The following is a 12976-nucleotide window of genomic DNA, read 5'->3' on the forward strand; positions in this document are numbered from 1 at the left end:
CGTTGGGTAGTTTATAAATTGCAAAGACTTGAATAGAAAAGCGTTCCACGTTGCGTTACAAATTGTTGTATTGGGTTGGATGGTGGCCTTGAGCCCACTTCAGTCAAATGCACAGCAACATGAGATTGGATTTGGAATCGGAACCGCCACCTATAGCGGTGACATCATCCGTCGCATTGATCCAACTCAGCTGGGTATTCAAGGTACGTTGTTTGGCAGACGAAATTTTGACAATGCTTGGAGCTTGCGGGCTGGCGTGCACATCGCCCGGCTTAATGGCGCGGACAGTATACGGCCGTTAGATCCCATGGCTTTGGCGAGAAATGCTCATTTTCGAGGCACTTTGGTGGAGGTGTCCGCGGTGATGGAATTCCACTTTCTCGATTACATGGCCCACAACTCCGTTACCCCGTTTTCCCCCTATGGCTTCTTAGGATTAGGTTACAGTGTTTTTAGCGGAAATGGGCAATCCCATCAGGAAGACCTCGCTGCCGGAAATTACAATACAAGCTCTCCGGTGATTCCCTTTGGTATCGGCCTCAAATACAAGCTAAAGGATCGTTTGATCCTAGGTTTGGAAGCGGGGGTTCGTGCTTCCTTTACCGACAACATAGACCGGATTGCAAACGAGGAGCGATATACCCCGCGTTTCCAAGAGGGTCCGCCTCCCACAGACCGGGTGGTGAACCCTTATGCGCTGAATTTTGGCAATCCCAACGACCGAGACTGGTATTATTTTCTGGGTGTTTCCCTCAGTTATTCGTTCCACCAGGTTAAATGCTTTAACTAGCTTTAACGATTTATAATTGGTCTAGGGGTCGAATATTTAAAAAAGAAATGTCATTTTTGTACCTTCAAAAACAGAAGTTTTGGAGAGGCACATCGCATGAAGGAACAAATCGACAGCAATAATATCCCCAAACACATTGCGGTAATAATGGACGGTAACGGCCGTTGGGCCCAGAAAAAGGGAGCTATGCGGATCTTCGGACACCGCAATGCCATCGCTGCCGTCCGGGATCTTATCGAAGGGACTGCCGAACTTGGAGTGGAATACGTGTCTCTCTATGCCTTCTCGACGGAAAACTGGTCCCGACCGGAGGAGGAAATCAACGCATTAATGGAGTTGCTGGTAGAGGCGATAGTCGATGAGGTGCCTACCATGATGAAAAACAACATCCGGCTGGTTACAGTCGGAGACCTTAGCACCCTCCCCGAAAAATGCCAATCCCACCTCAGTTGGGGAAAGGAAGAAACCAAAAACAATACCGGACTTACCGTAGTACTGGCCATCAGTTACAGCGGTCGCTGGGAAATAGTCACAGCGGTAAAAGATATTGTCAAAAAAGTAATCGCTGGTGATATTAAACCTGAAGAAATAGATCAGGGCGTTATTGCAGACCATTTGAATACCGCAGGAATTCCCGATCCAGAACTATTGATACGAACAAGTGGAGAACAGCGAATCAGTAATTTCATGCTCTGGCAACTGGCCTATGCCGAACTGTATTTTACAGAGGTACTTTGGCCGGATTTCAGGAAACATGACCTCCACGAAGCCATACTGGCCTATCAGCAGCGCGAACGGCGCTTCGGTTTGACAGGGGCTCAGATAAAATCGCAAAGTTGATGAAAAAATTACCATTAATCGTCTGTTTATTGCTGCTGACCGTAGGCATGGCAGAGGCCCAGATTCGGTTGGGCCAAAGTAGGTTCGCCACCCAACGGCCCACCAATATCCTGGACTTAGACTACTCAAAGCCAAAAAAATTCCGGATAGCTGAAATACAGGCGGTGGGGTTAAGTACGCTGGACGAGACGGCCATCATCTCTTTGGCGGGTCTGCGGGTAGACGACGAAATCAGTGTGCCGGGGGATGCGATCTCCAGCGCACTAAAGAAACTTTGGGCGCAAGGAATCATCGGCGACGTAAAAATTCTGGTAACCAAAATTGAAGGGGATGATATCTATCTTCTCCTGGAACTAACCGAGAGGCCTCGCTTTAGCCGTGTGGAGTTCACCGGAATCAACAAAACCCAAGAGGGGGAACTCAAGGACAAGGTTTCCATCAGGGGTCGCGTAGTGCGTGATGACGTGCTCAACAATTCGCAACGGAAAATCAAAGCCTACTTTGTGGACAAGGGCTACCTCAACACCGAGGTGAAGGTCGTCCAAGAAAGGGATACCACTTTGCCTAACAGCGTAAAACTACGCTTCAATGTAGACAAGGGCACCAAGGTACGGATCAACGAAATAAAAATTGCAGGAAACGATAACATTCCCGCAAACAAAATCAAAAAGAAACTAAAGGGAACAAAAGAGCATCCTCGGTTTTACATCTTCAAAGATCTGGTATCTAGGATCACAAACACTACACCGCGGACGGCGGGGGAAGCCATCTCCTACCGAAATCCCGTGACCGAAGAGCAGATCAAGGAATATATCAACAAAAACTTCAAGCTTAACTTTTTCAACGGCTCCAAATTTGTTCGCAGCGACTACAGAGAAGATAAAGAAAAGGTCATTGCCTTTTACAATAGCCGGGGTTATCGGGACGCAGTGATTACCCGTGACTCGGTGTATAATTACGATGCAAATCGAATCAATTTGGATATTGACATAGAAGAAGGAAGGCAATACTACTATAGGAACCTCACCTTTTCAGGTAACTATATCTACGATAGCGATCAGCTGCAGGCCAAGTTGGGCATCTTTAAGGGTGATATCTATAACAAAGAAAAACTGGACAAACGCCTAAACTACGATCCTCAGCGAGGAGACGACGTCAGCTCCCTGTACCAAGACGACGGCTACCTCTTCTTTACCATTGATCCGGTAGAGGTCAATATTGCCGGGGATTCCATCGATATAGAACTACGGATTTTTGAAGGGCCGCAGGTAACGGTAAACTCGGTTTCCATTGAAGGTAACGAGCGTACCAGTGACCACGTGGTGATGCGAGAGATTCGTATCCTACCCGGTCAGAAGTTTAACCGAAGCATGCTGGTAAGAACCATCCGTGAACTTTCACAGATTGGCTACTTTAACCCGGAAAACATAGAGCCAGACATGCGTCCGAATTTTGAAGACGCTACGGTAGACATCGTGTTCAAACTCGAAGAACGGCCGAACGATCAGATAGAATTGTCTGGCGGTTGGGGAGGACTATTCCGATTCGTAGGTACTGTGGGGTTGACTTTCAATAACTTCTCGATCAAAAATATCCGCGACTTCTCAAAATGGAGGCCATTGCCGGTGGGGGATGGTCAGAAAGTTGCACTACGGGTACAGGCCAATGGTCGGAGCTTTCAGAACTACAGCATATCCTTCACGGAGCCTTGGTTTGGCGGCAAGAAGCCTAACGCACTAAGTGTAGGGTTCAATCACTCGGTACAGCGACAGATCGACATGTGGAACCGGCAGAATTTCGGTGCGGACATGGGATCCTTTAAAATAACCGGGGTAAACGTCGGACTTGCCAAGCGGGTTACCTGGCCGGATGATTATTTCCAAGTGAGTAACTCACTTCAGTTTCAGGTATACGATTTCGACCGCTATGGGAATTTCTTCGGATTGACCTACAACACGGGGACGGCACGTAGCATTGCCTTGAATACCACCATAGCCCGAAACAACATTGACAACCCGATTTACCCGCGATTCGGTTCAAATATTATTCTGAGCAGTACCCTGACCCCTCCCTACACCTCCATGAACAGGAGTATTAATCGGGAGTCGCCGGATGAAGTGAAGTACCAGTGGCTGGAATATCACAAGTGGATGTTTGACGCATCGCTTTACACCCCACTTTTTGGTTCGAATAAGCTGGTCTTCAGTGCACGTACCCACTTGGGATTCGTTGGCTCCTATGGCAACCGGATTGGGATCATACCTTTGGAGCGGTTCGTACTCGGCGGAGATGGTATGAATATGATGAACTTCGCGCTCGGTCAGGAAATCATCGGTCTTAGGGGATACGAAAACCAGTCGATCACTCCCGGTCGAGATTTTAGGGGACAACCTGGCGCTCCTGTTCCCTATGGTGGGGTTGTTTACAACAAGCATGTGATGGAAGTCCGCTTCTTGGTATCCCCAAACCCCTCAGCAACGATATTCCTCTTGGGTTTTGCCGAAGCGGGAAACAACTGGGGTAACTACGCTGAGTACAACCCATACGATCTGAAGAAATCTGCCGGTTTTGGCGCGCGGATCTTCATGCCTGCGTTTGGTCTCCTCGGAATAGACTGGGGTTATGGCTTTGACGAAGTGCCGTCCATTGCCAACCCGAACCCAGGTCGAAGTGGTGGCATGTTCCACTTCACAATCGGACAACAGTTCAGATAATTATGGAAAAGTGGCTGAAATTACTACTTTTGCTGTCTCTGTTGCCGTTAGCCAGTATGGGACAGAAATTTGGCTATGTTGATACCGAATATATTCTCAACAAACACCCGGATTATAAAAAAGTGCAGCAGGAGGTAGAGGCCTTAGGATCGGAATGGAAAAAAGAGGCACAAAAATTGGACAATGAAATAAAAGAACTCTATAACGCACTGAAGGCGGAAGAAGTACTGCTAACGGAAGAGATGTATGAGGAGCGGATCGCAGTGATCAGAGAAAAGGAAAGGGAGGCTGTTGCGTTTAAAAACCGCGTTTTTGGCGTAAACGGGCAGTTTTTCCAGAAGCAGTCGGAGCTTATGCAGCCCCTGCAATCGAAGATCTACGATGCAATTGACCGGGTCTCAAAGCGCAATGCACTGGCCATTTTGTTTGACAAAGCGTCAGGCCCAAGCGCGATCATATATACCGACCCAAGGCACGATTATTCCGATTTTGTGTTGGAAGAGTTGGGTTTAGATGAAAACAATTAACATTTAAGAAAAATTAACACTATGAAAGCAAGAATCATCCTATCGGCAATTGCAGTGCTTTGCTTGGGATTTGTAGCCTCTGCCCAAGAGGTAAAGATTGGTTATACCAACGTTGAGTACATTATGAGCCTAATGCCTGAGATGGAGCAGATAGATGCGGATATCACCGATTACGGTTCACAATTGGATCAGCAGATTCAGACCAAAACACGGGATTTCCAACAACAAGTGCAATCCTATCAGCAATCTATGAACTCAATGACTGACCAGGCCAGGGGAGAAAAAGAGCAGCAACTGACTAAAATGCAGCAGGACATTCAGAAATTTCAGCAAGACGTCCAGGCCTCTTATCAGCGCAAGCTCCAGGAGCTCCTGGAACCTGTACAGACGAAGGTCTACAACGCCATCAATGCAGTAGCGGCTGAAAACAACTATACGCATATCTTGGCTGACTCTGCTGGGCAGGCTCCCATCCTTCTGTACACAAAAGACGATGATCCGTTCACAGATCTGGTTTTGGCCAAGTTAGGTGTAACTCCTCCGGCTGGAAACTGATCTTATCATTAAAATTTATAAGCCCAATTCTGTCTCGGATTGGGCTTTTTTTATACTTTTATATCGGCCAGACGCACTATTGACCTCAATCTTTGTTTACCCTATGAATTTTTCAACCCTTACCTGGATAGTATTCGCAGGAATACAAAGTGTTACATCGTTCTCAATCCAACCGGAGGGCATCTATGATCTGGAAGCTACGGAAGTAATAGTGAACACCACCGAAACCGGGGAGCGCTACTTCGCCTATGTGATTACCAATGTGGGATCCGAACCGGCACCGGCGGGCAGCTATGAGGTATTTCTAAGCGTAAATGGTAAGGTAATAAGCCTTGACACCAAAACCTCGGCATTGGATCCTGGAAAGTCGATACTCTACACGTCCGAAACAAAGTTTAGCCCCGACCGGAAAAAAAAGAAACTGAAGTATAAACTGACCATTCACACCAAAGATGGAAACAAGTCAAACAATCAGCACAAGGGGGTGGTGGAATGGGAATAGGTTAGGCGGACTCTACCGGCAGATATACCTTGAAGGTGGTGCCGAATCCCACTTCACTGCTTACCTCGATGTGGCCGCCCATCGTTTCGATTTGGTTTTTGGCTATAAACAAACCGACGCCTCGGGAATCTTGGTGTCGATGAAAGGTCTTATACAGGCCAAACAATACCTTCCCGTGTTTTTCCAGGTCTATTCCCATCCCATTGTCCTCAAAGGACATTATCACTTGACCCCCGTCCTCCGTCGCGTCAATACGAAGGTAACTATCCCTGTCTGTCGCTTTGTATTTAATGGCATTGGTAATAAAGTTCAATGTGATGCTCTCCATATAGGCCGGAATAGCACGGATTTTAAGCCTCTCCGGAACAAGATTTTCAACCCGGATATTCTCCTTCCTAATCATTGCGCTGAGGCTTTCGACGTTTCGTTGGATCAAAGGTCGGATAGCTAGGTTTACCCTGGCTTCGTTGTCTAGGTTCACTTTTATAACCTCCGTTAGATCCTGAATGGTCTGTCGTAGATTATTGGCCCCCAGCTCAATCATGCTGACTACTTCGTTTTCGAAGTAATCGGGATTGGCGGTTTTTAACAGGTCTACAAGTCCCGAAATGCCGCCACTATGGGAACGGAGGTTGTGCGATACGATAAATGCAAAATTCCGAAGACGGTCATTTTGTTGCTTCGTCAGTTCGTGCAACTCACTTACCTTTCGTTCTGCTTCCTTCAGACGACTAATATCCACCGCTATCCCCAAAAAACCAGTCGTATAGCCACCCTGCCTAATGGCGGTGACCGATAAAAGAACAGGAAAGGGCGTGCCATCTGCACGGAGGTAGTTCCATTCCCGGGTATAGGCCATTCCTTTACGGGCTCTGTAAACCAATACGTCAAATCCAGAAACAATCTCGCCGAATTCCTCCTGTATCTTCGCTGCTTCACTAAAAATATCTTCTTCCAAGTGTATCAGACTCGGAGTATTTTTTCCAATCATTTCTTGGCCCGAGTAACCTAGCATTTCCTCTGCACCAGTGTTGAAATGGGTGATGACTCCGTCCAGATCCGTGGCAATAATGCTAACCTGCGTGCCTGCATCGAGTACCGCCCTAAGGTTAGCCAGCGCAACGCTGAGTTGGGACTCGGTTTCCTTTTTACTGGATATGTCCTCGGTAAACGACCAGATAAGCTTGCGTCTCTTTAGGTCTTTGATAACCACTCCCTGCAAACGAACCGGATACCTGGATCCATCCTTCCGGATGTGTTCTTTTTCGTACGGACCGTAGTATCCCCTTAGCTTCATGTCCTGTACAGCCTGCTGCTCCAGTTGTTCATAGGCAACGGGCGTGATTTCCGCATTGGTAAGACGTAAAAATTCTTCCTTGGTGTATCCGGTTGGCTCCAATAGCTTTCGGTTTACATCCACAAATTCGCCCGTATAATAGTCGACAAGGGAAATACCTATCGGCGACAATTCGTACAGCGCGTGGAGAATATTCTGCTGGTATCTGGCCTCTTCTTCTCTTTCCTTTCTATCGCTAATATCCTGCAGGGTGCCGTACATTTTCAGCGCACGACCGTCCTCCGACCATTCGATTACCTTACCCCTTACATTTACCCAAATAAAGTGGCCAGACTTCTGCCTGGCAGGAACCTCTAACTGAAAATAAGCTCTCTCCTTTTTGAAACAGCTGATCAGCAAAGCTTTCACCCTTTTTTTGTGCACTCTATCGGTAAAATCTTCCCAGTCCCTCACCGAAAAGGAATCCAGCTCCCGAGGCTCATAACCTAGCAGGTATGCATATTGATCGTTAACTACGATACTACCCGAAGAGACATCCCATTCAAATGTGCCCGCCAAGGTACTTTCTATCAAGGCACGATACCGGTTTCTGGTAGCTACGATCTCCTGTATTGGCCGACCTTCGGGTATGATATAAATCACGTTACCAAATTCATCCCTGACCGGCTTAAGGCTAAAAAGGATGGTCACGGGTGTCTCATTCCTCGTCCAAACAGAAACCTCGTAGGTAACCTCCTCCCCTTTGCATGCCCGTTTGAAGTTATGCTTCAGCTCCTCTCGCGCGGCCACGGAAATCTGCCACCAGTAACAGTCCCAAAAAAACTTACCAACCACATCCTCCCTACGAATGCCAGCTTCGCGGAGAGCCGTTTCGTTTGCTTCCAACAAGACCCCCTCAAGGTTCAAGAAACCTATAAAGGATAGGCTGGAATCAAATATGCCCTTAAACTTCCATTCCTGCCTTTTAATATCTGTGATATCCTGAAACGCCCCCAGTAATGTTCCATTGATACGCTTACCCGTAGCCCTCACCCACTTCTCCCTCCCGGTAGCCGTAATCAATCTACAAGATACGTCAAATGGACGTTGGTGTTCGATACAGGACATAACCGCCTCCCGAATGGTTTCCCTGTCCTCGGGATGGTAAAAGTCCACTCCGTTGGATTGATTATGGTCGAATCCCACCGGGACTTCATGGATCGCATATACCTCCTCTGTCCATATGGTCTTACCGGTAGCAATATCCAATTCCCATACGCCCAACTTATTGATCCGCTGCCCTTCTTGATATACCTTGAGCGTATTGACAAGTCTTTTTTCATTCGACTCCAACTCACCCACTCGCTTATCCAATCTCAAAAATTCCAAAACTGGTCCACCCAATGAATTCAAAGACTGCAACTGATACGCTGTCAGTGTTTTTGGGAAATTGTCAAGCACACAAATAAAGCACCTCGCCTCTTCCATGTCATTCGAAAAAACACATGACGCAAAAAAACGGAGGCCTAAAGGTGGTTCAATCTGCGGATTTCTGTGGAAGCTCAGATCTTCCTTCAAATCGGTAACTACCATAGTGCTGCCCTCTGCCGCATCAAACACGCTAATCGAAAAATTTACATACCCAGCCAAGTCACTTCCCTCCGCCCCGTGGCTTGACAATAGCGAAACCCCCCCATCAGAAGTGGAAAATAAAAAGGCTAGTGGGGCTTCACAAATTTGTGCTGCCAGTCTACAAAAAAAATCCAGTGGACTGCGGGTATCCGCCTTCCACATTAACTTCCTCCGCTCAAATCTCCTTTCATACCCTGAATTGGGTAATTCATTTACATCATTCATCTAAAAAAAACAAAATGCAATACCCAGTACGGTGATAAATTGGCAATACCCTTTTAAATATAACATGAAGTTTAAAAAAAATACACACAATTCCTACCATTTATCATCACTTTATTCCGTCAAAACAAAAAACCAAACGATAAACCTACAAGATAAGAGCTAACGGTAAAACTCCTGATTTTCTTTTGTGACGATATCTATTGGCATGTAGTACACAGGATCAACAGGCAGCTTCAGGCTTACGTGATGGTAGAGATTCATGATTCCCTTATATCCTTGCTCCTCTGGCTTATGGCAAATCAAAAAATCAATCACGCCAGACCGAAGAAATTCCTGGTTTTGAAGCACGAAGTCATATCCTACCAGATGAATTCCTGATTTTCCCAATCCCTCCAAACACTGGGCAACAAGGAAAACCCTTGAGTTGGTTACAAAGATTGCCTCCACGTCCGGATGCTGAAGCAACGCCCGCTTCAAAGAAATGGCGACAGACTCTTCATCCGTTCGGTCGATAACTAGCCGCAATATATCACTGGGAAGGGATTGGCCTTCAAAATAAGCCCTAAACCCTTTTTCAATTTGTGCATAGCCATACGTATCCGGCTGCTTGCTTATGTGGACCAGCAGGAGCTTACGGGCACTGCCCAAGCGGAAATCGCAAAGACGTGCACCCAAAAATCCACTTTGAAATAAAGGGGGGCCTATGTAGGAAAGGCTGGGCTGGTTTTCCATGTTGCTATCAATAAAGACAAAAGGTATCTCTTTGCCCTTGCAATAGCTGAGAAAAGACTCCGCCTCATCCAAAAAAGCCGGAGCCAATAGTACGCCGTCGTATGCCTTAAGTTTAACGGCAGCCACTGCCCCCACGAAACTGGCCTTGCTCTGAAGATCAAACTGAAAGATGTCGACCGTCACGCCATAGGCCCTGATCTCCTCCTGCGCACGTTCTATCCCTTTCAGGGGAGCCTCCCAAAAATCCGTACGCTCGCTCCGCTTGGGGATCAAAACGGCAATATGGAACACCTTTCCGGATGCCAGCCTACTGGCTAGGATATTTGGACGATAATCGAGCTCCTTGATAATAGCCTCAATCTTCTTCTTCGTTTTTGGCGACACGCCACTTCGATTATGCAAGACCCGATCCACTGTAGCGATGGACACGTTGGCAAGACGGGCAATTTCCTTTACCCCTGACAAACTTCCGTTGTTCTTCATACGATAACTTTACCGGTAACTCTGAATCAAAGAAACCTGGGATGAAACAGATCTACTCAGTTGGCATAACATTGATGTGATTAAAACCCCAATATACGCAATATTTCCAAAGGAAAACCACAAGAAACTGCATTTACAGTTACCCCAGATAGACCTATCACGAAAGAAAAATGGTGTTGAAATTGGTGATTGCCAATAGAAGCAACACCAAAATCCCTAAAATGCCACCTACCTGAGCACCACGGCTATTTGCCAGAACACCCATCAGTTTCTTATCGTTGGCAAGAATGAACATGCCAATACCAATAAATGGAACCACAAATACTGTAACCCCCTGTGCAAACACGATCAGTTCCAAGGGCAACCTGCCAAACACCAGGGCAATGGCGGCTCCCAAAACGATGACCAGGCTGATCAGCAGTTTGACCGGTTTACTGTTTAAATCCCGCCCAAGTCCCAATGCATCCGCAAAGAGCGTTCCCCCGATGGTGGCATTTCCTAGTAACGAGGAAAAAGAAGCACCAAACAGCCCCAACATAAATACATGCGTTGCCAAATTTCCGTACAAAGGTTCCAAGGCCTTTCCCATGTCGGATGCAGAATTGACCTGAATGCCCTGAGGGTAAAGAATCGTGGCCGCACTGATCAAAATCATCCCAGAAATCAAGCCCAAAACCAAAATCCCGGTAAAAGCCTCCCGTCTTGCCTGGCTGGAAGACGAAACATCCCATCCTCGTTCCTGAACCAAATAAGACTGGTAAAAAGCCCCTCCGATTGAAAAACTGGAGGCTACCAATGCGACAACCAACAAGAGAGCCCCGGAAGGAATTGAGGGTTTTAATGCCCCCAAAACTTCCAGTAAATTAGGTTTGGCGATAAGTACCGTAAAAAAAAATGAAAGCAACATAATACCTACCATGATCACCATGATTTTCTCCAACACTTTATAAAAGGAGCGCGAAAAAAGCAACGAAATGGCTGCGGTGGATATAAAGAGAATCCAGGGAACGGTAGATGTGCCAAAGGTCTCTGCAAACGCCAAACCGGCACCGATGGTGTTGCCGGCCTGAAACGACGCTGTCACTAGAAACAACCCAAAACCCGCCAAAAGAGCAAACCATTTACCCCATCGCTGTCGAAAGGTTTGTAACATCGACTGCTTCGTAGCAAGGCCAATTCTGGCCCCCATACCGGTAAATACCATCATAAGCACCGTTGAAACTACCAGAATCCATAGAAGGTCGTAACTGAAGACAGCCCCAAGCTTGGAAGTAATGGTGAGACTTCCCGGTCCAAATACCAAGGCAGCGGTAATAATCCCAGGTCCAAGGGATTTCCACCATCGAACGAGCGGATTGGATACTAAATTAGGGGGCGAACTATCTTTTTTCAATGTAGAAGGGATAGGGCAAATAGATGGATTGGATAAAACTCAAAGCGAAATATCGTAAATATTCCGCTTATTTTGACCTAACGCTTGGAGTTTCCGTCATAAGAAAATACGTAAAGAAGTCCAGAATAACCGCATTGGACTCGGCGTTGGGAGCATGTTCTGGTCGATTGGTCATAGCCACCCGATTTGTGTAGCCCAGCAATTTGTTCACACGAATGCTGTGGTTGAGCGGAATCCAACGGTCGATCGGATCCTCTGATCCGCCGGAGACCAGAAAAGGCCTAGGTGCCATCAGGGCGTGCAGCTCATGCAGATCCAATCCCATTTCCAACAACCGGGGATAAAGCCCGTGGGCCGGGTTTTCATCATTTGGTATCCCCCGCTTTCGCCAGGGAGGAGGGTGATACCCGAGGTACCAAGGTTCCCAATAATTGATGCTAGGGCGGTCCTGTTGAAAAACAATACCCGGATCAGACCAGGCGGCGGCGGCGAAGTTTTCAAACAGGCAGGCCGCAAACATGGCCCATTTACCTCCATAGGAATGTCCCATAATCCCAATACGGGCGGCATCCACTTCGGGAAGCTTGGCCAGCAGATGCCAGCCTGTCGCCGCGGCATAGGCCAACATGGACAGAGGTGCTACTTCGGCACGCTCGATGGATGGGTAGTAAATGGAGTAGGTCTGGTTTTGGGTTGATTCGGTGGTTCCTAGGGAAAGGGCAACAAATCCGCGCTGCACGAGCTGATAGGCAAAATCCCTATCGGGAAGATCCGGGTTGCCCATACCCACAGCTGTTTCAGGTTCATAATAAACCGTGATCACCGCAGGGGCATTTTGCGCTCCATGAGGTACCAACAGATAGCCGCTGGTTTTCTGTCCCGGAACCCATTCAAAATCTATCTTCCACTGGACGTACCCTTCCTTATGCACTCGTTCTGAAAGGACATAGTCGGGGTTGGTATCGATATCGGGCCAAGGCCCTAGGAGTCCATGCCATTTCCGAAGGATTTCCGGCCTTCTTCTGACCCAATCCTTTGGCCTTTTCGCCTGCTTGCCATCTTCAAACAAAAGTGGACTCCTATAGTCTCCGTAGATGTCCTTATATTCCGAAGGAGGAGAAAAGAAAGGAGCAATTCGCTCCCAGATCGCCGAATTATCCTTGATAGATGTCTGGGCATTCCCTTGCGGTGCAAACATAGAAACGAGTGCTAAAAACAATAGGATTCCAGAAAATCGAGGAAAGGAAAAAGAGCCCATTTCGAATTGGCCTGGATGGTTGGAATGAAATCGAAGATGGCTTTGCATA

The 12976-nt window shown here is 47.2% G+C and carries 10 protein-coding genes; 6 read left to right on the top strand and 4 right to left on the bottom strand.

The window, feature by feature from the left end:
- Nucleotides 1-28 precede the first annotated feature (28 nt).
- From porG to ADIS_RS09675, 6 genes are all read left to right on the top strand, one after another.
- Entirely contained in the window at nt 29-790 is a 762-nt protein-coding gene (gene porG / locus ADIS_RS09650; RefSeq protein ID WP_035805457.1) for a type IX secretion system protein PorG, read from the top strand.
- A 96-nt stretch (nt 791-886) separates the two neighbouring features.
- Nucleotides 887-1630, top strand: a complete 744-nt coding sequence (locus ADIS_RS09655) for an isoprenyl transferase (RefSeq protein ID WP_035805460.1) — start codon at nt 887-889, stop codon at nt 1628-1630.
- The gene (locus ADIS_RS09660) at nt 1630-4344 is read left to right on the top strand and encodes a BamA/OMP85 family outer membrane protein (RefSeq protein WP_010854289.1); all 2715 of its coding nucleotides are present in this window, start codon (nt 1630-1632) and stop codon (nt 4342-4344) included. Before ADIS_RS09655 ends, ADIS_RS09660 begins: the two co-directional genes overlap by 1 nt.
- 2 nt (nt 4345-4346) lie before the next feature.
- The gene (locus ADIS_RS09665; protein ID WP_010854290.1) at nt 4347-4871 is read left to right on the top strand and encodes an OmpH family outer membrane protein; all 525 of its coding nucleotides are present in this window, start codon (nt 4347-4349) and stop codon (nt 4869-4871) included.
- 21 nt (nt 4872-4892) lie between these two features.
- Nucleotides 4893-5426 (top strand): OmpH family outer membrane protein, encoded by a 534-nt coding sequence (locus ADIS_RS09670; protein ID WP_010854291.1) that lies wholly within the window; start codon nt 4893-4895, stop codon nt 5424-5426.
- A 103-nt stretch (nt 5427-5529) separates the two neighbouring features.
- Nucleotides 5530-5928 (top strand): hypothetical protein, encoded by a 399-nt coding sequence (locus tag ADIS_RS09675; protein ID WP_010854292.1) that lies wholly within the window; start codon nt 5530-5532, stop codon nt 5926-5928.
- Nucleotide 5929: 1 nt separating this feature from the next.
- On the opposite strand, the gene ADIS_RS22305 is transcribed toward ADIS_RS09675, so the two are convergent.
- The 4 genes from ADIS_RS22305 to ADIS_RS09695 form a co-directional block, all read right to left on the bottom strand.
- Entirely contained in the window at nt 5930-9061 is a 3132-nt protein-coding gene (locus ADIS_RS22305) for a PAS domain-containing sensor histidine kinase (RefSeq protein ID WP_010854293.1), read from the bottom strand.
- Nucleotides 9062-9220: 159 nt separating this feature from the next.
- The gene (locus ADIS_RS09685) at nt 9221-10276 is read right to left on the bottom strand and encodes a LacI family DNA-binding transcriptional regulator (RefSeq protein ID WP_010854294.1); all 1056 of its coding nucleotides are present in this window, start codon (nt 10274-10276) and stop codon (nt 9221-9223) included.
- A 157-nt stretch (nt 10277-10433) separates the two neighbouring features.
- Entirely contained in the window at nt 10434-11669 is a 1236-nt protein-coding gene (locus tag ADIS_RS09690; RefSeq protein ID WP_035805463.1) for an Nramp family divalent metal transporter, read from the bottom strand.
- 67 nt (nt 11670-11736) lie between these two features.
- Nucleotides 11737-12867 carry an alpha/beta hydrolase family protein gene (locus ADIS_RS09695; protein ID WP_202900571.1) on the bottom strand — a complete coding sequence of 377 codons (1131 nt, stop codon included), beginning with the start codon at nt 12865-12867 and terminating at the stop codon, nt 11737-11739.
- Nucleotides 12868-12976: the final 109 nt, after the last annotated feature.

The organism is Lunatimonas lonarensis (genome assembly GCF_000390185.1).
Classification (GTDB): domain Bacteria; phylum Bacteroidota; class Bacteroidia; order Cytophagales; family Cyclobacteriaceae; genus Lunatimonas; species Lunatimonas lonarensis.